Annotated in this window: 21 protein-coding genes; 12 read left to right on the top strand and 9 right to left on the bottom strand. The window is 59.1% G+C overall.

All coding sequences use genetic code 11. The features are described 5' to 3' along the window. Positions 1 to 404 precede the first annotated feature (404 nt). The 4 genes from ACM6JQ_RS22345 to ACM6JQ_RS22330 all read left to right on the top strand — a co-directional run bounded on the left by ACM6JQ_RS22345 (position 405) and on the right by ACM6JQ_RS22330 (position 4,565). A complete protein-coding gene (locus ACM6JQ_RS22345) occupies positions 405 to 1,436 on the top strand; it encodes an amino acid ABC transporter substrate-binding protein (RefSeq protein ID WP_007914328.1) in 1,032 nt (343 codons plus the stop codon). A gap of 66 nt (positions 1,437 to 1,502) precedes the next feature. Next, positions 1,503 to 2,684 (top strand): amino acid ABC transporter permease, encoded by a 1,182-nt coding sequence (locus ACM6JQ_RS22340; RefSeq protein WP_007914329.1) that lies wholly within the window; start codon positions 1,503 to 1,505, stop codon positions 2,682 to 2,684. Positions 2,685 to 2,694: 10 nt separating this feature from the next. Further along, the gene (locus ACM6JQ_RS22335; protein ID WP_007949911.1) at positions 2,695 to 3,789 is read left to right on the top strand and encodes an amino acid ABC transporter permease; all 1,095 of its coding nucleotides are present in this window, start codon (positions 2,695 to 2,697) and stop codon (positions 3,787 to 3,789) included. A gap of 11 nt (positions 3,790 to 3,800) precedes the next feature. Further along, positions 3,801 to 4,565, top strand: coding sequence for an amino acid ABC transporter ATP-binding protein (locus ACM6JQ_RS22330; protein ID WP_007914351.1), 765 nt, complete (start codon positions 3,801 to 3,803; stop codon positions 4,563 to 4,565). Positions 4,566 to 4,616: 51 nt separating this feature from the next. Here the strand turns inward: ACM6JQ_RS22330 and ACM6JQ_RS22325 are convergent, their stop codons facing one another. Together ACM6JQ_RS22325 and ACM6JQ_RS22320 are read right to left on the bottom strand one after the other, a co-directional pair. Continuing rightward, positions 4,617 to 5,108 carry a type II TA system antitoxin MqsA family protein gene (locus ACM6JQ_RS22325; RefSeq protein ID WP_007914353.1) on the bottom strand — a complete coding sequence of 164 codons (492 nt, stop codon included), beginning with the start codon at positions 5,106 to 5,108 and terminating at the stop codon, positions 4,617 to 4,619. Continuing rightward, positions 5,105 to 5,416: a type II toxin-antitoxin system MqsR family toxin gene (locus ACM6JQ_RS22320; RefSeq protein WP_007914355.1), complete on the bottom strand. Its 312-nt coding sequence runs from the start codon at positions 5,414 to 5,416 to the stop codon at positions 5,105 to 5,107. The genes ACM6JQ_RS22325 and ACM6JQ_RS22320 overlap by 4 nt, the downstream gene beginning before the upstream one ends. A 166-nt stretch (positions 5,417 to 5,582) precedes the next feature. Here ACM6JQ_RS22320 and ACM6JQ_RS22315 point away from each other — a divergent pair, with 166 nt between their 5' ends. From ACM6JQ_RS22315 to ACM6JQ_RS22295, 5 genes are all read left to right on the top strand, one after another. Then, positions 5,583 to 6,242, top strand: coding sequence for a FadR/GntR family transcriptional regulator (locus ACM6JQ_RS22315; protein ID WP_414894682.1), 660 nt, complete (start codon positions 5,583 to 5,585; stop codon positions 6,240 to 6,242). Continuing rightward, on the top strand, positions 6,232 to 7,536 hold the full coding sequence (locus tag ACM6JQ_RS22310) for a CynX/NimT family MFS transporter (protein ID WP_077571231.1): 1,305 nt from the start codon (positions 6,232 to 6,234) through the stop codon (positions 7,534 to 7,536). Before ACM6JQ_RS22315 ends, ACM6JQ_RS22310 begins: the two co-directional genes overlap by 11 nt. A gap of 204 nt (positions 7,537 to 7,740) precedes the next feature. After that, positions 7,741 to 8,211, top strand: a complete 471-nt coding sequence (locus ACM6JQ_RS22305; protein ID WP_077571232.1) for a nuclear transport factor 2 family protein — start codon at positions 7,741 to 7,743, stop codon at positions 8,209 to 8,211. A gap of 39 nt (positions 8,212 to 8,250) precedes the next feature. Next, on the top strand, positions 8,251 to 8,553 hold the full coding sequence (locus tag ACM6JQ_RS22300) for a GIY-YIG nuclease family protein (protein WP_007909056.1): 303 nt from the start codon (positions 8,251 to 8,253) through the stop codon (positions 8,551 to 8,553). Between the two features lie 84 nt (positions 8,554 to 8,637). After that, positions 8,638 to 9,573: a glutathione S-transferase family protein gene (locus tag ACM6JQ_RS22295; RefSeq protein ID WP_414894681.1), complete on the top strand. Its 936-nt coding sequence runs from the start codon at positions 8,638 to 8,640 to the stop codon at positions 9,571 to 9,573. Between the two features lie 116 nt (positions 9,574 to 9,689). Here ACM6JQ_RS22295 and ACM6JQ_RS22290 read toward each other — a convergent pair whose 3' ends face one another. Together ACM6JQ_RS22290 and yejK are read right to left on the bottom strand one after the other, a co-directional pair. Then, entirely contained in the window at positions 9,690 to 10,040 is a 351-nt protein-coding gene (locus tag ACM6JQ_RS22290) for a glutaredoxin family protein (RefSeq protein WP_215501753.1), read from the bottom strand. After that, the gene (gene yejK / locus ACM6JQ_RS22285) at positions 10,040 to 11,044 is read right to left on the bottom strand and encodes a nucleoid-associated protein YejK (protein WP_007909053.1); all 1,005 of its coding nucleotides are present in this window, start codon (positions 11,042 to 11,044) and stop codon (positions 10,040 to 10,042) included. The genes ACM6JQ_RS22290 and yejK overlap by 1 nt, the downstream gene beginning before the upstream one ends. Before the next feature lie 395 nt (positions 11,045 to 11,439). Between yejK and ACM6JQ_RS22280 the strand changes: the two genes are divergently transcribed. After that, on the top strand, positions 11,440 to 11,721 hold the full coding sequence (locus ACM6JQ_RS22280) for an HU family DNA-binding protein (protein WP_003221909.1): 282 nt from the start codon (positions 11,440 to 11,442) through the stop codon (positions 11,719 to 11,721). A gap of 196 nt (positions 11,722 to 11,917) precedes the next feature. On the opposite strand, the gene rlmF is transcribed toward ACM6JQ_RS22280, so the two are convergent. From rlmF to ACM6JQ_RS22255, 5 genes are all read right to left on the bottom strand, one after another. Beyond that, positions 11,918 to 12,937, bottom strand: a complete 1,020-nt coding sequence (gene rlmF / locus ACM6JQ_RS22275; RefSeq protein WP_095112592.1) for a 23S rRNA (adenine(1618)-N(6))-methyltransferase RlmF — start codon at positions 12,935 to 12,937, stop codon at positions 11,918 to 11,920. Between the two features lie 262 nt (positions 12,938 to 13,199). Then, on the bottom strand, positions 13,200 to 16,046 hold the full coding sequence (locus ACM6JQ_RS22270; RefSeq protein WP_414894680.1) for a valine--tRNA ligase: 2,847 nt from the start codon (positions 16,044 to 16,046) through the stop codon (positions 13,200 to 13,202). Between the two features lie 194 nt (positions 16,047 to 16,240). Further along, positions 16,241 to 16,636 (bottom strand): hypothetical protein, encoded by a 396-nt coding sequence (locus tag ACM6JQ_RS22265; RefSeq protein ID WP_007909050.1) that lies wholly within the window; start codon positions 16,634 to 16,636, stop codon positions 16,241 to 16,243. A gap of 8 nt (positions 16,637 to 16,644) precedes the next feature. Continuing rightward, positions 16,645 to 17,073, bottom strand: a complete 429-nt coding sequence (locus ACM6JQ_RS22260; RefSeq protein WP_007909049.1) for a DNA polymerase III subunit chi — start codon at positions 17,071 to 17,073, stop codon at positions 16,645 to 16,647. Between the two features lie 57 nt (positions 17,074 to 17,130). After that, positions 17,131 to 18,621 carry a leucyl aminopeptidase gene (locus tag ACM6JQ_RS22255; protein WP_007950052.1) on the bottom strand — a complete coding sequence of 497 codons (1,491 nt, stop codon included), beginning with the start codon at positions 18,619 to 18,621 and terminating at the stop codon, positions 17,131 to 17,133. Between the two features lie 576 nt (positions 18,622 to 19,197). On the opposite strand from ACM6JQ_RS22255, the gene lptF reads away from it, so the two are divergent. Together lptF and lptG are read left to right on the top strand one after the other, a co-directional pair. Beyond that, positions 19,198 to 20,319 carry an LPS export ABC transporter permease LptF gene (gene lptF, locus ACM6JQ_RS22250; protein ID WP_007909044.1) on the top strand — a complete coding sequence of 374 codons (1,122 nt, stop codon included), beginning with the start codon at positions 19,198 to 19,200 and terminating at the stop codon, positions 20,317 to 20,319. After that, positions 20,312 to 21,373, top strand: a complete 1,062-nt coding sequence (gene lptG / locus ACM6JQ_RS22245; protein WP_414894679.1) for an LPS export ABC transporter permease LptG — start codon at positions 20,312 to 20,314, stop codon at positions 21,371 to 21,373. The genes lptF and lptG overlap by 8 nt, the downstream gene beginning before the upstream one ends. The last annotated feature ends 66 nt before the right edge of the window (positions 21,374 to 21,439 follow it).

Below are 21,439 nucleotides of genomic sequence, written 5' to 3'. Positions count from 1 at the left end.
CCGTTAAGAAGATGTCGCAAGGTTACAAGTTTTGCTATTGACCTGTCGCCGAATCGATTCCGCGACAGGTGTGGTACGGGCTTTGCTATGGAAGGTTCTGTACGAAGCATCCTACGCGTGGCGGTAACACTATCAGTGTACGACCCGCGACGGGATGGCAAAGAATCCGGTGATGGATGTTCGCCAATGGCCGCTACGGGCGCAGCGAACGTGAAAGGGCTACAGCCCGTTCGGCCGATTGGTGAGAAGTGAGTTGTCCATGATGTGGATTTTCTCCTACTAGACTCATAGCGAAGGTCTTACGTCGGTTGACCCCAAAAAAAGCCAACACGGGTCAACAACGCCTCAAAAGGGTGCGACTGGACTCAAGCTCCGACACAACAAGAGCAAAACTGGAGGTTTGAATGAAGATGTTGAAATCCACCCTGGCCATCGTGACTGCAGCAACAGTACTCGGTGTCAGCGGGTTCGCTCAGGCGGGTGCAACCCTGGATGCAGTGCAGAAGAAAGGTTTCGTGCAGTGTGGCGTGAGCGACGGTCTGCCGGGCTTCTCGGTACCGGACGCGACCGGCAAGATCCTCGGGATCGACGCTGACGTCTGCCGCGCTGTGGCCGCTGCCGTATTCGGCGACGCGACCAAGGTCAAATTCAGTCAGTTGAACGCCAAGGAGCGCTTCACCGCGCTGCAATCGGGCGAGATCGACATCCTGTCGCGCAACACCACCATGACCAGTTCGCGTGACGCGGGCATGGGCCTGAAATTCCCGGGCTTCATTACCTACTACGACGGCATCGGCTTCCTGGTGAACAACAAGCTCGGCGTGAAAAGTGCCAAAGAGCTGGACGGTGCAACCATCTGCATCCAGGCCGGTACCACCACCGAGCTGAACGTTTCCGACTACTTCCGTGGCAACGGTCTGAAATACACCCCGATCACTTTCGACACCTCCGATGAAAGCGCCAAATCGCTGGAATCCGGTCGTTGCGACGTGCTGACCTCCGACAAGTCCCAACTGTTCGCCCAGCGCTCCAAGCTGGCATCGCCGAAGGACTACGTGGTTCTGCCGGAAACCATTTCCAAAGAACCACTGGGCCCGGTCGTACGTAATGGCGACGACGAGTGGCTGGCCATCGTCCGTTGGGTTGGCTACGCGCTGCTCAACACCGAAGAAGCCGGCATCACTTCGAAGAACGTCGAAGCTGAAGCCAAATCGACCAAGAACCCGGACGTCGCCCGTATGCTCGGCGCTGACGGCGAATACGGCAAAGACCTGAAACTGCCGAAAGACTGGGTTGTGCAGATCGTCAAACAAGTCGGCAACTACGGCGAGATCTTCGAGAAAAACCTCGGCAAGAGCACTCCGCTGGAAATCGACCGCGGCTTGAACGCCCTGTGGAACAACGGCGGCATTCAGTACGCACCACCAGTGCGCTAATGGTTCTATCACCCGGTGGGCCAACCGCCGGGTGATGTTCTTGTTCCATTTTTTCCGGGGCACTTCATGCAAAATTCAATCGGCGCACCAAAGCAGAGGCTCAGCCTCAGCGATCCACGAGTGCGTGCGTGGCTATTCCAGATCATCACCGTTGTGGCGGTGGTCTCGCTGGGCTGGTACTTGTTCGACAACACGCAAACCAACCTTCAGCACCGGGGCATTACCTCCGGTTTCGGCTTTCTGGAGCGCAGTGCCGGATTCGGCATCGCTCAACACCTGATCGACTACACCGAAGCGGACAGCTATGCCCGCGTCTTTGTCATCGGTCTGCTCAATACCCTGTTGGTGACTGTAATCGGCGTGGTTCTGGCGACGATCCTCGGGTTCATCATCGGTGTGGCGCGGCTGTCGCAGAACTGGATCATCAGCAAACTGGCGACCGTGTATGTGGAAGTGTTCCGCAACATTCCGCCGCTGCTGCAAATCCTGTTCTGGTACTTCGCGGTGTTCCTGACCATGCCGGGGCCGCGCAACAGCCATAACTTCGGCGACACCTTCTTCGTCAGCAGCCGTGGCCTGAACATGCCGGCCGCACTGGCGGCTGATGGTTTCTGGGCGTTCGTGATCAGCATTGTGGTGGCCATTGTCGGCATCGTGCTGATGACCCGCTGGGCCAACAAACGCTTTGAAGAAACCGGCGTGCCGTTTCACAAGTTCTGGGTCGGTCTGGCGATTCTGCTGGTGATCCCGACCTTGTGCGCACTGATCTTCGGCGCTCCGCTGCATTGGGAAATGCCCGAGCTTAAAGGCTTCAACTTTGTTGGCGGCTGGGTGCTGATCCCGGAACTGCTCGCGTTGACCCTGGCCTTGACCGTGTACACCGCGGCGTTCATCGCCGAGATCGTGCGTTCCGGGATCAAGTCGGTCAGCCACGGCCAGACCGAAGCCGCGCGTTCCCTCGGCCTGCGCAACGGCCCGACCCTGCGCAAAGTGATCATTCCGCAAGCTCTGCGCGTGATCATTCCGCCGCTGACCAGCCAATACCTCAACCTGGCGAAGAACTCCTCGCTGGCAGCCGGTATCGGTTACCCGGAAATGGTGTCGCTGTTCGCAGGCACGGTGCTTAACCAGACCGGTCAGGCGATCGAGGTGATTGCCATCACCATGAGCGTGTACCTAGCGATCAGTATCAGCATTTCCCTGCTGATGAACTGGTACAACAAGCGCATTGCGCTGATCGAGCGGTAAGGAAAAGCGCATGAGTACTCATACTTTCAAACCCGACATGCCCCCACCGAACAGCAGCATCGGCGTGGTGGCGTGGATGCGCGCGAACATGTTCTCCAGCTGGCTCAACACCCTGCTGACGCTGTTTGCGTTCTACTTGATTTATCTCGTGGTGCCGCCGATCCTCAGTTGGGCGATTGTCGATGCCAACTGGGTTGGCACCACCCGCGCCGACTGCACCAAGGAGGGCGCCTGCTGGGTGTTCATTCAGCAGCGCTTCGGCCAGTTCATGTACGGCTACTACCCGACGGAACTGCGCTGGCGTGTCGACCTGACCGTGTGGCTGGCGGTGATCGGCGCGGCGCCATTGTTCATCTCGCGCGTACCGCGTAAAGCGATCTACGGGCTGAGCTTTCTGGTGCTGTACCCGATCATTGCCTTCACCCTGCTGCACGGTGGTTTCGGTCTGACCCCGGTGGCAACCAGCCAGTGGGGCGGCCTGATGCTGACCCTGGTCATCGCCACTGTCGGTATCGCCGGTGCGTTGCCGCTGGGGATTGTGCTGGCGCTCGGGCGACGTTCGAACATGCCGGCGATTCGTGTGGTCTGCGTGACCTTTATCGAATTCTGGCGCGGCGTGCCGTTGATCACGGTGCTGTTCATGTCGTCGGTGATGCTGCCGCTGTTCCTGCCTGAAGGCATGAACTTCGACAAGCTGCTGCGGGCACTGATCGGCGTGATCCTGTTCCAGTCGGCCTATGTCGCCGAAGTGGTGCGCGGTGGTCTGCAAGCGATCCCCAAAGGTCAGTACGAAGCGGCTGCAGCGATGGGTCTCGGATACTGGCGTTCGATGGGCCTGGTGATTTTGCCGCAAGCCCTGAAGCTGGTGATTCCCGGCATCGTCAACACCTTCATTGCGCTGTTCAAGGACACTAGCCTTGTGATCATCATCGGCCTCTTTGACCTGCTCAACAGCGTCAAACAAGCCGCTGCCGATCCGAAATGGCTGGGCATGGCCACCGAAGGCTACGTGTTCGCCGCCCTGGTGTTCTGGATTTTCTGTTTTGGTATGTCGCGCTATTCCATGCATCTGGAACGCAAGCTCGACACTGGCCACAAGCGTTAGGAGTTCTGTAAATGAGTGAAGCAATCAAAAAGCCTGCAGGTTCTGAAGGCATTATTCAGATGCAGGGCGTCAACAAGTGGTACGGCCAGTTCCACGTGCTGAAAGACATCAACCTCAACGTCAAACAGGGCGAGCGTATCGTCCTGTGCGGGCCGTCGGGTTCCGGCAAATCGACAACGATTCGCTGCCTCAATCGTCTGGAAGAACACCAGCAGGGCCGCATCGTCGTCGACGGCGTGGAACTGACCAACGACCTCAAGCAGATCGAAGCGATCCGCCGCGAAGTCGGCATGGTGTTCCAGCATTTCAACCTGTTCCCGCACCTGACCATTCTGCAGAACTGCACCCTGGCGCCAATGTGGGTACGCAAGATGCCCAAGCGCAAGGCCGAGGAAATCGCCATGCATTACCTGGAACGCGTACGCATTCCGGAGCAGGCGCACAAGTTTCCGGGGCAACTGTCCGGTGGTCAGCAACAGCGTGTGGCGATCGCCCGCGCCCTGTGCATGAAACCGAAAATCATGCTGTTCGATGAACCGACTTCAGCGCTCGATCCGGAGATGGTGAAGGAAGTACTCGACACCATGATCGGTCTGGCTGAAGACGGCATGACCATGCTTTGCGTGACTCACGAAATGGGCTTTGCGCGGACTGTGGCCAATCGCGTGATCTTCATGGATAAAGGTGAAATCGTTGAGCAGGCGGCGCCGAATGACTTCTTCGATAATCCGCAGAATGAGCGGACGAAGTTGTTCTTGAGTCAGATTTTGCATTGATGGTTTGTGTGTAAAAACAACCCGGCCTTGTGCCGGGTTTGTTTTTTGGAGTCAGGAAACGGTGAGGGTTTCGTGTTCCTTGTGCACGGTGTACTTGAACGCACCTCTCAAGTCAGCCCCTTCGGCCAAGACTTTCGCATCGGCAAGCAAGTGCGGGTAACGATCCAGCAGCCGCATCAAAAGCATCAACGCCTTCGGCGGCAGCAATTCGCCTCGTTCGTACCTGGAAAATGCGTTGTGGCCTCCACCTGACAGCAGTTGCACCGTCTCTTTTTGCGTCAGGTGCAATTTGCGCCGGATGCGCTTCATCTCGGAACCGATCATTTGTCTTGCAGCGATAACCAGCTCATCGCCTGCTTCCGTGTAACGATCAGCGCTATCGGTGCCGTCATCCCACTCGATTTCCCCGCACTGCCGGCATTCCCAGCCAGCGAGATCATCTACGCGGCGCTCCATGCCTTTGACACTCAGGGTCTCACCGCGACCCTCGAAATGCCTCATTCCCTCACGGGCACCACAGCTGAAACATTGCCGGGTTTTCATGGGTTTTTCTCCTTGAAGGAGATTACCGGTGCGCCGCCGGCAGGGCGGTATGTCACCTTGATGTAAATCTCCAGGCCTTTTGAGTTGATGTGATACACGTCCTGCCAGACTCGATGATCGTCATAGGTGGTCATCGATTTGTACAACATCCTGTTCTGCAACTCGAAAACGATCTCCTGCATTTCTGCGAAGCTAAAACCGAGATCGAGACCGGTTTTGTCCGCGGTCTTGGTGAAAGCTTGTCTGCCAAGTCGTCTGACTTCCGCCTTGATCACCGCCAAGTCGTAATGGGGTGTGTTCTTTTCCATAAGAAACCAAAACCCTGTCCCTGAAATTACCCTTAAAGGGTAATTTTGACCAATCGAAAATACCGCTTCATGTGTCTCCGATTGACCCTAGGTGGTTGCCGTCCTACACGGGTCTGACTAACATGTCAGAAAATTCATCCTATGATTGGATGAAAGGGCGAATCCTATGTCAGACATTTCTCCACTCATTAAACGATCCCTAGTCGATCAGGCCTTGGATCAACTCCGTCAGCGCATCAACAGCGGTGCCTGGCAGGTTGGCGAGCGTTTGCCGACCGAACCCGAGCTGTGCGCCGAACTGGGCATCAGCCGCAACACCGTGCGCGAAGCCATGCGCGTATTGGCGTTTTCCGGGCTGATCGAGATTCGCCAGGGCGATGGCAGTTACTTGCGCGCAGTGGTCGATCCGATGGATACCTTGAAAGCGCTGTCGCAATGCTCGCTGGAACAGGCGCGGGAAACCCGCCACATCCTCGAAGTCGAAGCGATCGGTTTGGCGGCATTGCGCCGCACCGACGAAGACCTCGTCGCATTGCGTGAAGCGCTCGGCACCAGCGGCAGCCACTACCACGGCGATCTCGACACCTATATCGCCTGCGATCTGGTGTTCCACCGCCGTCTGGTCGACGCCGCGCACAACCCGACCCTCAGCGAGCTGTATCGCTACTTTTCCAGCATCGTCGGCGCGCAATTGCGCCAGACCCTGAACATCGTCCCGCGCCGTCAGGAAGTGTTCGACCTGCACATCGCGTTGCTCGATGCGGTCGAGCAACGCGACCCGGAACGGGCCAAAGCTTTGTCGAGGCAGTTGATCAATGAACCTTGAAACCGAGAAATCCATGTCCCGCAACGAGATATCCACAACCCCCAAGCGCACGGCAGAACTTGAAGAACTGCTGATCGACGCCGAGGCTGATGACGAACAAGTGCAACAAAGCCATCCGCTGGTACGCCGACCGTGGTTGTTGCTGCTCGGCTTGATTCTGGTGGCGCTGAACTTGCGTCCGGCGCTGTCGAGCATGGCGCCGCTGCTCAGCGATGTGTCGAAAAGTCTTGGCTTGTCGGCGGCTCAGGCCGGTCTGCTGACTACGCTGCCGGTGTTGTGCCTCGGTTTGTTTGCGCCACTGGCACCGATTCTGGCGCGACGTTTTGGTGCTGAGCGGGTGGTGCTGGGGATTTTGCTGACACTGGCGGGCGGGATCATTTTGCGCAGCAACTTCGGTGAGATCGGCCTGTTCGCCGGCAGCGTATTGGGCGGTGCGAGCATTGGCATCATCGGTGTTCTGCTGCCGGGCATCGTCAAGCGCGACTTCGCCAAACATGCCGGCACCATGACCGGCGTCTACACCATGGCGCTGTGCCTGGGCGCGGCGATGGCGGCCGGTTCCAGCGTGCCGCTCAGTGAGCATTTCGGTGGTAGCTGGGCGATGGGCCTGGGTTTCTGGGTGATTCCGGCGTTGGTTGCAGCGGTGTTCTGGTTGCCGCAAGTCGGGCAGAAACATGGCGCGCACAATGTTGCATACCGCGTACGCGGTCTGCTGCGTGATCCGCTGGCTTGGCAAGTGACCTTGTACATGGGCCTGCAATCATCGCTGGCCTACATCGTCTTTGGCTGGTTGCCGTCCATCCTGATTGGTCGTGGACTGACGCCAACCCAGGCCGGTCTGGTGTTGTCCGGTTCGGTGATCATCCAGCTTGCCAGTTCGTTGGCTGCGCCGTGGCTGGCTACTCGCGGCAAAGATCAGCGTCTGGCGATCGTCGTGGTCATGGCGCTGACCCTCGGCGGTCTGTTCGGTTGTCTGTATGCGCCGATCGAAGGGCTGTGGGGTTGGGCGATTCTGTTGGGGCTGGGGCAGGGCGGTACGTTCAGTCTGGCGTTGACCCTGATCGTGCTGCGTTCGCGGGATTCACATGTCGCGGCGAACCTGTCGAGCATGTCTCAGGGTTTTGGTTACACGCTGGCGTCGATGGGGCCGTTCGCGGTCGGCGTGGTGCATGACTGGACCGGCGGCTGGAATGCCGTCGGCTGGATCTTTGGCATCATCGGTACAGGTGCGATCATCGCCGGGCTTGGCGCCGGGCGTGCGCTGTACGTGCAAGTGCAAAGCGAGAAGATCTGACGCGGTTCAAACTGTAGGAGTGAGCCTGCTCGCGATAGCTTTATACCAGTCAACGTTGCGCTGACTGACACACCGCTATCGCGAGCAGGCTCACTCCTACATGGGTTTTGTGTACAGCGGGTATTTGGTTTGCGAATGCCGATAGTGTTTCTGCACATTGCAGACTATCGTGCTGGCAATCTGTACCTATCTTGGAGATTGCCCATGAGCGAAGCCCACGCCGCGTTGATCACCCGCTTCTACCAGGCCTTCCAGCGCCTCGACGCCGAAGCCATGGCCGCCTGCTACACAGACGATGTAGTGTTCAGCGACCCGGCCTTCGGCGAACTGCGTGGCCGCGATGCCGGCGACATGTGGCGCATGCTCACTACCCGCGCCAAAGACTTCTCGCTGACCTTCGACAACGTTCGTGCCGATGAACGCAGCGGCGGTGCACATTGGGTCGCGACCTACCTGTTCAGCCAGACCGGCAACATCGTCATCAACGATATCCAGGCCCGCTTCGTGTTCCGTGACGGCAAGATCTGCGAGCACCACGATCACTTCGATCTGTGGCGCTGGTCGCGTCAGGCGCTCGGTTTCAAAGGCCTGCTACTGGGCTGGACGCCGCTGGTGCGCAACGCCGTGCGCGCCCAGGCATTGAAGGGACTGAAGGCATTTCAGGCCGGTCGCTGATAAGATCGCCGCCTGTTTCCTACACGTCTTGATCCCGAAGTGACCAGCCTTAGCGAAAAATCTGTCGATGTCGCCGAACCGGTGAGCAAATCCTGGTTCGTCTACCTCGTTCGCGCCGCCAATGGTTCGTTGTACTGCGGGATCAGTGATGACCCGGTGCGCCGCTTCGCCAAACATCAAAGCGGCAAAGGTGCACGGTTCTTCCTCTCCAGCCCGGCGATGGCGCTGGTCTACACCGAGCTGTGCCGCGACAAGAGCGATGCGTTGCGTCAGGAACGCTTGATCAAAAAGCTCAAGAAAAGCGCAAAGGAATGCCTAGTTGCGTCTTATCAATCTGACTGATTGGTTCCCATCAGGCAGATCTGTAGGCTGCTAAGCAAATGCGCGCTAAGCTGCTGGCTCACTATCTGAGCGGCGGAGCCGAGCATGTCCGAGTTGATTCTGCACCACTACCCGACCTCCCCATTTGCCGAGAAGGCCCGCCTGCTGTTGGGTTTCAAAGGCTTGTCGTGGCGCTCGGTGCATATTTCGCCGGTGATGCCGAAACCGGATCTGACCGCGCTGACTGGCGGCTACCGCAAGACACCGGTGTTGCAGATTGGCGCTGACATCTATTGCGACACATCGTTAATCGCGCGGCGCCTGGAGCAGGAAAAGGCTTTGCCGGCGTTCTTCCCTGAAGGTCAGGAGTTCACCTCCGCGAGTTTTGCCACTTGGGCTGATTCGGTGGTGTTCCAGCATGCCGTGAGTCTGGTGTTCCAGCCGGAATCGGTTGCCGTGCGTTTCGCCAAGCTGCCACCGGAAGCGATCAAAGCTTTTATCGCCGACCGTGCCGGTCTGTTCAGTGGTGGCAGCGCCACGCGTTTGTCTGCCGAACAAGCCAAGCATCAGTGGCCGACGATCATGGCGCGGCTGGAGCAGCAGTTGCGACGCGAGCAGGGTGACTTTCTGTTTGGCGAGCCGTCGATTGCCGACTTTGCACTGGCGCATCCCATGTGGTTCCTGAAAGCGACTCACGTCACGGCACCGCTGGTGGATGAGTATCCGGCGGTTGCAGCCTGGTTGGGGCGAGTGCTGGGCTTTGGTCATGGCGCAGCCAGTGCGATGACGTCGGAAGAGGCGCTTGAGGTTGCACGCAAGGCGACACCGGCAGCATTGCCGGATGAGCAGTTCGTTGATCCGAACGGTTTCAAGGCTGGTCAGCAGGTGGCGATTGCTGCGACGGATTACGGGGTTGATCCGGTGGTGGGTGAGTTGCTGTTTGCCGGCAGCGAAGAGTTGATCATTCGGCGTGAAGACGAGCGTGGCGGTGTGGTGCATGTGCACTTCCCGCGCTTTGGTTTCCGGATCGAAGCACGCTGATCTCTCAAGTCTGTAGCAAAACTTTGTAGGAGTGAGCCTGCTCGCGATAGCGGTGTGTCAATCGGCGGATTTATCGACTGACACACCGCTATCGCGAGCAGGCTCACTCCTACAGGTTATTTCAGGGCGGCGAGGATTTCGTCCGGGTCGAATCCGCGAATCAATGTGCCGTTAACGTCAATCAGCGGAATCCCGCGCCCACCCAATGCCTCATACACCTTGCGCGCCTCGGCATCCTTCTCGATATCGAACTCCTTGAACGCAATCCCCTTGCTGTCGAGAAAGCGTTTGGTCTGCTTGCAGTAGCCGCACCAGTCAGTGGCGTAGAGCACGACATTGGCCTGCGCCCGTGTCTGCTCCGAGACCATTTGTGACGGGTTGAACACCCGCTCGATCTTGCCCCAGTTCTGATAAACCACGACCACCAGCAGAACCAGTGCAACCTTCTTCAGCACATTGCCGAGCATCAGTTACGCCGCTTCAACTGATCGGTGAGCGACGTTGGCAGGCCTTTGATCACCAGGGTGCCAGCCTCTTCGTCGTATTCGATCTTCGAACCCAGCAGGTGCGCTTCAAAGCTGATCGACAGGCCTTCGGCGCGGCCGGTGAAGCGGCGGAATTGATTCAGGGTGCGTTTGTCCGCCGGAATTTCAGGCGACAGGCCGTAGTCCTTGTTGCGGATGTGATCGTAGAAGGCTTTCGGGCGTTCTTCGTCGATCAGCTCGGACAACTCTTCCAGACCCATCGGTTCGCCGAGTTTGGCCTGGCTGCTGGCGTAATCGACCAGGGTCTTGGTCTTCTCGCGAGCGGATTCTTCCGGCAGGTCTTCGCTCTCGACGAAGTCGCTGAAAGCCTTGAGCAGAGTCCGGGTCTCGCCCGGGCCGTCGACGCCTTCCTGGCAGCCGATAAAGTCGCGGAAGTATTCCGAAACCTTTTTGCCGTTCTTGCCCTTGATGAACGAGATGTATTGCTTGGACTGCTTGTTGTTCTGCCATTCAGAGACGTTGATCCGCGCCGCCAGGTGCAACTGACCTAGGTCGAGGTGGCGCGACGGGGTCACGTCCAGTTCATCGGTCACTGCCACGCCTTCGCTGTGGTGCAGCAGGGCGATGGCCAGGTAATCGGTCATGCCTTGCTGATAGTGGGCGAACAGCACGTGTCCGCCGACCGACAGATTCGACTCTTCCATCAGTTTTTGCAGGTGTTCGACCGCGACTTTGCTGAACGCAGTGAAGTCCTTGCCGCCCTCCATGTATTCCTTCAGCCAGCCGCTGAAGGGGAACGCGCCGGACTCCGGATGGAACAGGCCCCAGGCTTTGCCCTGTTTGGCGTTGTAGCTCTCGTTGAGGTCGGCGAGCATGTTTTCGATGGCTGCAGACTCGGCCAGTTCCGTGTCACGGGCGTGCAGAACTGCGGGTGTGCCGTCGGGTTTTTTGTCGATCAGGTGGACGATGCAATGACGGATCGGCATGGGCTTCTCGGCTGTTGGAAGGGAGGAGGGCAGGCTCCCCCGAAAAAGCGCCCAGTGTACCGCAACCACTGGTTTTGGCGCGGGTTGTAGGGCAAAACCGGGGCGCGCTCTGGCGCTTATGCAGTTTTTTACCGATTTAGCGCAATAAAGCTGACCAAATGGGTAGCTAGAGGCGGATATTTCCCCGGCTCTGTGCTAGTTTTGCCCGGTCTTACGCGAAGTCACTGCGTTAAGCGTGCAATCAGCATTTGTCAGGTCGAACCAAACCCTGATTTCGGTATCTATAACCCGACTCGTCGTGGTTATCGCCGAGGGTGCCAGATCCAGAAGATCGGGCTCGATGGCTGACACTGCACTCTGCAATCCATATGAATTTGATAGGGAAGGAACACTACATGGCTCTTACTAAAGACCAACTGATCGCCGACATCGCTGAAGCTATCGACGCGCCGAAAACCACCGCGCGTAACGCTCTGGACCAACTGGGCCAAATCGTTGCCGATCAGCTGGAAAACGGCGGCGAAATCACCTTGCCAGGTATCGGCAAGCTGAAAGTGACCGAGCGTCCTGCCCGCACTGGCCGTAACCCTTCGACTGGCGCTGCCATCGAAATCCCTGCTAAGAAAGTGATCAAGCTGGTTGTGGCCAAAGGCCTGACCGACGCTGTGAACAAGTAAGACGCAGCGATAAAAAAACCGTGCACCGGAGCGATCCGGGCACGGTTTTTTTGTGTCTGCGATTTGGCGAGGAATGACACCGCCTTGTAGGAGCTGTCGAGTGAAACGAGGCTGCGATCTTTTGATCTTGTTCTTCAGGATCAAGATCAAAAGATCGCAGCGTGCCGCAGCTCCTACAGGGGCATCTGCGCAGCTATTAGCGAACCCAGCGCTCGCGGCGCCAGATCTGCTGCTCGGACTTGGTCTGGAACGTCCAGGCGACGAAACGGCTTTGCTTCTGGCCCTGAGACATCTCCACCACTTGGCTTTCCAGCACGCCAGCCTTTTTCAGTGCGGTTTCGATGGCGGGCAGGTTCGAGGCTTTCGACACCAGCGTGCTGAACCACAGCACCTTGTGCTGGAAGTTCGCGCTCTCAGCGATCAGTTGCGTCACGAAGCGCGCTTCACCGCCCTCGCACCACAGCTCGGCCGATTGGCCACCGAAGTTCAGCACCGGTAGTTTGCGTTTCGGGTCGGCCTTGCCCAGTGCACGCCATTTGCGCTCGCTGCCCTTGGTCGCTTCGTCCATCGAAGCGTGGAAAGGCGGATTGCACATGGTCAGGTCAAAGCGCTCACCCGGTTCCAACAGACCAATCAGGATGTGCTTGCGGTTCTCCTGCTGGCGCAGCTTGATGACCTTGTTCAGATCGTTGGACTGGACGATGGCCGTTGCAGCGGCCACGGCCGTCGGGTCGATCTCCGAGCCGAGGAAGTGCCAGCGGTATTCGCTGTTACCGATCAGCGGATACACGCAGTTGGCACCCATGCCGATGTCCAGCACGTTGACGATCGCACCGCGCGGGACCTTGCCGTCGTTCATGCTGGCCAGCAAATCCGCAAGGAAGTGCACGTAATCGGCACGGCCCGGAACAGGCGGGCAGAGGTAATCTGCCGGGATGTCCCAATGCTGGATGCCATAGAACGACTTGAGCAGCGCCCGGTTGAACACGCGCACCGCATCGGGGCTGGCAAAGTCGATGCTTTCCTTGCCGTACGGGTTGGTGATCACGAACTTCGCCAGTTCCGGCGTGGTCTTGATCAGCGCCGGGAAGTCGTAACGACCCTGATGGCGATTGCGCGGGTGCAGGCTGGCCTTTTCACGCGGCTCGACGGTCTTGGCCGGGGTCGCGGTGTCAGGCTTCTTGCGCGCAGGTTTGGGTGTGCGGGGGGCGTTCATGGGCGTGGTCGATTCGGGTATGGCTGAAAGTGGCGGGTATTGTCCCACATTGATGAGCCATGCGCCGAACCTGTGACCCATGACCTTGGACTTGGGGATTTTGATTTATGTAGGAGCTGCCGAAGGCTGCGATCTTTTGATCTTGATCCTGAAAAACAAGATCAAAAGATCGCAGCCTTCGGCAGCTCCTACAGGGGAAGGTGGCGGGAACCATAAAAAAGGGAGGCCACCTGGGCCTCCCTTTTTTATTGCGATTTACCAGTTACAGGCTGGCAATCCGCGCGTGCTGCTCGGCCAGTTTGCCCAGGGCTTGTTCAGCCTCGGCCAGTTTGGCGCGTTCTTTTTCGATGACTTCGGCCGGGGCCTTGTCGACGAAACCGGCGTTGGACAGTTTGCCGCCAACGCGCTGGACTTCGCCCTGCAAACGCAGGATTTCCTTGTCCAGACGCGCCAGTTCAGCGCCCTTGTCGATCAGGCCGGCCATTGGTACCAGCACTTCCATCTCGCCAACCAGTGCGGTGGCGGACAGCGGCGCTTCTTCGCCGGCCTTCAGAACAGTGATCGATTCCAGTCGCGCCAGTTTCTTCAGCAGCGCTTCGTTCTCGGTCAGACGGCGCTGGTCTTCAGCGCTGACGTTCTTCAGGTAGATTGGCAGCGGTTTGCCCGGGCCGATGTTCATTTCGCCACGGATGTTACGCGTGCCGAGCATCAGTTCCTTGAGCCATTCGATGTCGTCTTCGGCCGCGGGATCGATGCGCTCTTCGTTGGCCACTGGCCACGCTTGCAGCATGATCGTCTTGCCCTGAATACCAGCCAGCGGCGCGATGCGCTGCCAGATTTCTTCAGTGATGAACGGCATGAACGGATGCGCCAGACGCAGCGCCACTTCCAGTACGCGAACCAGCGTGCGGCGGGTGCCGCGCTGACGTTCAACCGGCGCATTCTCGTCCCACAGCACTGGCTTGGACAGTTCCAGGTACCAGTCGCAGTACTGGTTCCAGATGAACTCGTACAGCGCTTGTGCTGCCAGGTCGAAACGGAACTGATCGAGTTGACGGGTCACTTCGGCTTCGGTGCGTTGCAGCTGCGAGATGATCCAGCGATCGGCCAGCGACAGCTCGTAGGCTTCGCCGTTCTGGCCGCAGTCTTCGCCCTTGTCCAGAACGTAACGCGCGGCGTTCCAGATCTTGTTGCAGAAGTTGCGATAGCCTTCGACGCGGCCCATGTCGAACTTGATGTCGCGACCGGTCGAGGCCAGCGAGCAGAAAGTGAAGCGCAGGGCGTCGGTGCCGTAGCTGGCGATGCCGTCGGCGAACTCCTCGCGGGTCTGCTTCTCGATCTTCTTCGCCAGTTTCGGCTGCATCATGCCGGAGGTGCGCTTCTGCACCAGCTCTTCCAGCTCGATACCGTCGATGATGTCCAGCGGATCCAGGACGTTGCCCTTGGACTTGGACATCTTCTGGCCCTGGCCATCGCGCACCAGACCGTGCACATAAACGGTCTTGAACGGCACCTGCGGCGTGCCGTCTTCGTTCTTGATCAGGTGCATGGTCAGCATGATCATCCGGGCAACCCAGAAGAAAATGATGTCGAAGCCCGTCACCAGTACGTCGGTGGAGTGGAATTTCTTCAGGAACTCGGTTTTTTCCGGCCAGCCCAGGGTGGAGAAGGTCCACAGACCCGAACTGAACCAGGTGTCGAGTACGTCGTTGTCCTGTTGCAGCGCCACGTCCGGACCGAGGTTGTGCTTGGCACGTACTTCGGCTTCGTCGCGACCGACGTAGACTTTGCCCGACTCGTCGTACCAGGCCGGAATCCGGTGGCCCCACCACAGCTGACGGCTGATGCACCAGTCCTGAATGTCGCGCATCCACGAGAAGTACATGTTTTCGTACTGCTTCGGCACGAACTGGATGCGGCCGTCTTCAACGGCGGCAATCGCAGGCTCGGCCAAAGGCTTGGTCGACACGTACCACTGGTCGGTCAACCACGGCTCGATGATGGTGCCGGAGCGGTCGCCTTTCGGGACTTTCAGGCCGTGGTCGTTGACGCTGACCAACAGGCCGGCGGCGTCAAATGCCGCAACGATTTGCTTGCGCGCTTCGAAACGCTCAAGACCTGCATATTCAGCCGGAATCTGGCCATCGATGCTGTCGTTCAGCGTGCCATCAAGGTTGAACACCTGCGCTGCCGGCAGCACGTTGGCGTTCTTGTCGAAGATGTTCAGCAGCGGCAGGTTGTGGCGCTTGCCGACTTCGTAGTCGTTGAAATCGTGGGCCGGGGTGATTTTCACGCAGCCGGTGCCGAATTCAGGGTCGCAGTAATCGTCGGCGATGATCGGGATGCGGCGGCCAACCAGTGGCAGCTCGACAAATTTGCCGATCAGGGCCTGGTAGCGCTCGTCGTTCGGGTTAACCGCGACGGCGGAGTCGCCGAGCATGGTTTCCGGACGGGTGGTCGCGACGATCAGGAAATCGTTGCCATCAGCGGTTTTCGCGCCGTCGGCCAACGGGTACTTGAGGTTCCACAGGAAACCTTTCTCGTCGTGGTTTTCCACTTCGAGGTCGGAAATCGCCGTGTGCAGTTTGGTGTCCCAGTTGACCAGGCGCTTGCCGCGATAGATCAGGCCGTCTTCGTGCAGGCGCACGAACGCTTCTTTAACCGCTTCCGAGAGGCCGTCGTCCATGGTGAAGCGCTCGCGGCTCCAGTCAACGGACGAGCCGAGGCGGCGGATCTGACGGCTGATGTTGCCACCGGACTGATCCTTCCATTCCCAGACTTTCTCGAGGAATTTTTCGCGGCCCAGATCATGGCGATTCTGGCCCTGGGCTTCGAGTTGACGCTCCACCAGCATTTGCGTTGCGATACCGGCGTGGTCGGTGCCCGGCTGCCACAGGGTGTTGCGCCCCTGCATGCGACGGAAACGGATCAGGGCGTCCATGATCGCGTTGTTGAAACCGTGACCCATGTGCAGGCTGCCGGTGACGTTCGGCGGCGGGATCATGATGGTGTAGGAGTCGCCCGCGCCTTGCGGGGCGAAGTAGTTCTCGGACTCCCAGGTGTTGTACCAGGAAGTTTCAATGGCGTGCGGCTGGTAGGTCTTATCCATGCGCGGCGGGACCCTATTGGCATTAATTCAGGAAAAGCCGACGAGTATAGCGGGGCATGGGGCCGAGGGCGAGCGGGGCGGGCCGGATGGAGATCTAAATGTAGGAGCTGCCGAAGGCTGCGATCTTTTGATCTTGTCTTTAAAAAACAAAGGCCAAAAGATCGCAGCCTGCGGCAGCTCCTACACGGGACGGGTTATTCGTACTGACTCAGCAGCCGTTCCATCCGCGCATCGAGCCGGCGTTTGATTTCGGTTTCGATGTGCGGCGCGAAGTCGTCGATCACGTCCTGCATGATCAATTGCGCGGCGGCACGCAGTTCGCTGTCGAGGTGGAGCAGGGCGTCCGGGCCTTTATTCACAGGTGCCACAGGTTGCGCGGCGGGTGTCGGGGCTGGCGCGGGTGATGGTTCGACAGCAGCCGGCTCGGCGCCGACAGAGTCAAACAACATCGGAATCTGTTCCTGTTCGCCGTCGTCGACCGTGTCGGTCAACAGCGGTGGTTGCAGGTTGTCGTCGCCGAGCAACTGGCGAATCGATTCGAGATCGTCCAGCAGGTGTGTTGGCTTTTGCTGCGGTTTCGGAGTGTCCATTGGAATGCTCAGAGTCGCTGTAAACGGTGATCTTGCAGAGGATAGCCCTGTTCGCGGTAGAAACGGAAACTCTCCCGCGCGGCCGCCCGAATCGTCGGATCTTCGACCACCACTTCCGCCACCCGGGCGAATTTGCTGGCGAAGGCCGGGACTTTCAGATCGAGATTGACCAGTAAATCCTGATGCTGACCGCAGTCGTCACCCAACCCCAGCACAATCAAACCGTCCGGTTCACTGTCAGCCGGGCCGTGAGGCACGAACGTTTCGCCCTTGAATGCCCACAGGCGCGCATCGAGATCGTCACGCTGAGCCGCATCGCTGCAATGCAGATAGATGCGATGGCCCATGCGCCAGGCTTTCTCGGTGAGTTTGCAGGCAAAATCCAGGCGAGCCGACGGGTCGGCGCTGGGCAGGATGTAAAAATCGACTTTGGTCATTGCGGTTCCAGAGCGGCAAGCGGCGTCACCCGAGAGTGACGCCGCCCATCAGCGGGTTCAGGCTTTGGCGCGATCCAGCAGGTACTGGGTCAGCAGAGGTACTGGACGGCCAGTGGCGCCCTTGTCCTTGCCACCGCTGGTCCATGCGGTGCCGGCGATGTCCAGGTGCGCCCAGTTGAGGTTTTTGGTGAAGCGTGAGAGGAAGCACGCGGCGGTGATCGTGCCGGCCTTCGGCCCGCCAATGTTGGCGATGTCGGCAAACGGGCTGTCCAGTTGTTCCTGGTACTCGTCGAACAGCGGCAGTTGCCAGGCGCGGTCGTCAGCGGCTTTACCGGCGCTGAGCAGTTGGCCGATCAGTTCGTCGTTGTTGCCCAGTAGACCCGAGGTGTGCGCACCCAGTGCGACGACGCAAGCGCCGGTCAGGGTGGCAATGTCGATCACCGCTTGTGGCTTGAAGCGCTCGGAGTAGGTCAGCGCATCGCACAGCACCAGACGGCCTTCGGCGTCGGTGTTGAGGATTTCCACGGTCTGGCCGCTCATGGTGGTGACGATGTCGCCTGGACGTGTGGCGTTGCCGCTCGGCATGTTTTCCGCGCAGGCGAGGATGCACACCAGGTTGATCGGCAGTTTCAGCTCAAGCACGGCGCGCAGGGTGCCGAACACGGAGGCAGCGCCGCCCATGTCGTATTTCATTTCGTCCATGCCGGCGCCTGGCTTCAGGCTGATGCCGCCGGTGTCGAAGGTGATGCCTTTACCGACCAGTGCGTACGGCTTCTCGGATTTCTTGCCGCCGTTGTATTGCATGACGATCAGGCGCGGCGGCTGCTCGCTGCCTTGGCCGACGGCGTAGAACGAGCCCATGCCCAGGGATTTGATCTTCTTCTCGTCGAGGACTTCGACTTTCAGATCCTTGAACTCTTTGCCGAGGTTCTTCGCTTGTTCGCCGAGGAAAGTCGGGTGGCAGATGTTCGGCGGCAGGTTGCCCAGATCGCGGGTGAAGGCCATGCCGTTGGCGATTGCAGTGGCGTGGTTCACGGCGCGTTGCACTTCGGCTTGGGCGGCCTTGATGGTCAGCAGGGTGATTTTCTTCAGGGCGCGCGGTTCGGCTTTCTGGCTCTTGAACTGGTCGAAGGTGTATTCGCCGTCCACCAGGGTTTCCGCCAGCAGACGGGTTTTACCGTAGCTGTCGCGGTTTTTGACAATAATTTCATCCAGCGCCAGCACGGCGTCGCTGCCGCCCAGGCCCTTCAGGGTGTTGAGGATGCCAGCAACGATTTTGCGGAACGGGCGGTCGCCCAGTTCTTCATCCTTGCCCACACCGACCAGCAGCACGCGCTCGGCTTTCAGGTTTGGCAGGCTGTGCAGCAACAGGCTCTGGCCGACCTTGCCGGCCAGATCGCCACGCTTGAGAACGGCGCTGATCGCGCCACCGCTGAGTTCGTCGACCTGTTTGGCGGCGACACCGAGTTTGCGGCCTTCACCGACGGCAACCACCAGGGTGGCGGTTTTCAACGTTTCTGGGCCAACGCTTTTTACAACCAGTTCCATGTCCGGATCCCTGAATGAATGGTCAACACGCAGGCGTTCGGCGGTGTCCGCAGTCGCCTGCTTATAGATAGAAGAGGCGCAGGCCAAAGCCTGCGACAAGGGCCGCAGTTTGAACCTCGCTCCCCGCGCCTGACAACCCTAGGGGGCGTTCTCAATTAGTTTTCACACCGCGTTGTCGCCTTAAAGCCAGCCAGGCAAGGCGCAGGCCGCTGGGAATGGTTGTTCCCTTTCCAAGGCCTGCAACGCAGACTGGCCGGCTCTAAGGCACAACCCGAAGGGCCGGGCCTGCTGTTGTGCAGGGCTGCGTTGCTCGAAGCTTATTTGGAATGACCAAACCACGCTTCTCGCGCCTTGCCCTGCACAACAGCAGACCCGGCGCGGTGTGAAAACTAATTGAGAACGCCCCCTAGGTTGTACGATCTGCAAAGGATTACAGACATGGATGAGTGTGCGCAGTGACAGGCGCCTCCAATCACAGGATAATGCCGCATCTTTTTTCGACGGCTCTGCGTTGCGGGCCGGTCGATGTGTTTGCTTGTTTGGCCGCCTTAGCCTGACAACCCTGGAGTGTCTGGTTTGATCGTCTTCCGTTATCTGTCCCGCGAAGTCCTGTTGACCCTCAGCGCCGTGAGTGCCGTGCTGTTGGTCATCATCATGAGCGGTCGCTTCATCAAATACCTCGCTCAGGCCGCTGCCGGTCAGCTCGATCCGGGCTCGCTGTTCCTGATCATGGGCTTTCGTCTGCCGGGGTTTCTGCAACTGATTCTGCCGCTGGGCCTGTTCCTCGGGATCCTGCTGGCGTACGGTCGCCTGTACTTGGAAAGCGAGATGACCGTGCTGTCGGCCACCGGCATGAGCCAGCAGAAGCTGTTTCGCATGACCTTGTTTCCAGCGACCCTGGTTGCGCTGGTGGTGGCATGGCTGAGCCTTGGGCTGGCCCCACAAGGCGCCAACCAGTTCCAGTTGCTGCTGAACAAGCAGGACGCGCTGACCGAATTCGATACCCTCGAGCCGGGACGCTTCCAGGCCCTGCGTGACGGCACCCGGGTGACCTACACCGAAACCCTGAGTGACGATCGCGTCAACCTGGGTAGCGTGTTCATTTCGCAGAAGAACCTCGGCGCCGATCAAAAGGATCGCGGGATTTCCGTGCTGGTGGCTGAAAGCGGTCGCCAGGAAGTGCGCCCCGACGGCAACCGCTATCTGATCCTCGATAACGGCTACCGCTACGACGGCAGTCCGGGTCAGGCCGATTACCGTGCCATTCATTACGAAACCTACGGCGTGCTGTTGCCCAAGCCGGACGTCAGCGAAGAAGTCACCGATCGCGACGCCATGCCGACCTCGTCTCTGCTGGGCAGCGATGACATTCGCTCGAAAACCGAACTGCAATGGCGTTTGTCCCTGCCGCTGCTGGTATTTATCGTGACCTTGATGGCGGTGCCACTGTCGCGAGTCAATCCGCGCCAAGGGCGTTTCCTCAAGCTGCTGCCGGCGATTCTTCTTTATATGGCTTACCTGACCATCCTGATTGCCGCCCGCGGCGCCCTTGAAAAAGGCAAGATCCCGCCGGCCCTTGGCCTATGGTGGGTGCACGCGATCTTCCTGTTCATCGGTCTCGGCCTGCTCTATTGGGAGCCGCTACGCCTGAAGATGGCCAGCCGTCGCTCCGCAGCGCTGGAGGTGGCCCGTGGTTAAACTCGATCGCTACATCGGCAGCAGCGTGTTCATGGCGATCATTGCCGTGCTCGCCATCATTCTCGGCCTGGCGACGCTGTTCGCCTTCATCGATGAGATGGGTGACGTCAGCGAAACCTACACCCTCGTTGATGTCCTGAGCTTCGTACTGCTGACCGCGCCGCGCCGTCTCTACGAAATGCTGCCAATGGCCGCATTGATCGGCTGCCTGATCGGCCTCGGCAGTCTGGCCAGCAGCAGTGAGCTGACGGTCATGCGCGCTGCAGGCGTGTCCATCGGCCGTATTGTCTGGGCTGTAATGAAGCCAATGCTGGTGCTGATGCTGGCCGGTGTGCTGATCGGCGAGTACGTTGCTCCGGCAACCGAAAGCATGGCGCAGGCCAATCGCTCGCTGGCGCAAGGCAGCGGCGACGCGCAGAGCGCCAAGCACGGTATGTGGCACCGTCAGGGTGAAGAATTCATCCACATCAACGCCGTGCAACCGAACGGCCTGTTGTATGGCGTGACCCGCTATCACTTCGACAAGGAGCGCCATCTGCTGAGTTCGAGCTTCGCCAAGAAGGCCGAGTTCGACGGCAATAAGTGGCAACTCACCGACGTTGTCACCACGCTGTTCCATGAGCGCAGCACGGAAGTCGTCAATACCCCGAGTGAGCAATGGGACGTGGCGTTGAGCCCGCAATTGCTCAGCACCGTGGTCATGGCGCCGGAATCGCTGTCGATCAGTGGCTTGTGGGGTTACATCCACTACCTGTCCGAGCAAGGCCTGAGCAACGGCCGTTACTGGCTGGCATTTTGGGTCAAGGTGTTGCAGCCGTTGGTCACTGCCGCTCTGGTGTTGATGGCGATCTCCTTCATCTTCGGTCCGTTGCGTTCGGTGACTCTCGGTCAGCGCGTGTTCACCGGTGTTCTGGTGGGCTTCACCTTCCGTATCGTCCAGGATTTGCTCGGCCCGTCGAGCCTGGTGTTCGGTTTCTCGCCGCTGTTCGCGGTACTGGTGCCGGCCGGGGTTTGTGCGCTGGCGGGTGTCTGGCTGCTGCGAAGAGCCGGTTGATGACAGGCGATTGACCTGTGCTTTAAACCTCGAAAACGCCTCGGTCGACAGATCGGGGCGTTTTTG

This window comes from Pseudomonas sp. IT-232MI5, assembly GCF_949767845.1.
Taxonomy (GTDB): domain Bacteria; phylum Pseudomonadota; class Gammaproteobacteria; order Pseudomonadales; family Pseudomonadaceae; genus Aquipseudomonas.
Note: the sequence above shows the minus strand (reverse complement) of the source record. Positions and strands in the feature narration are given on the sequence as shown.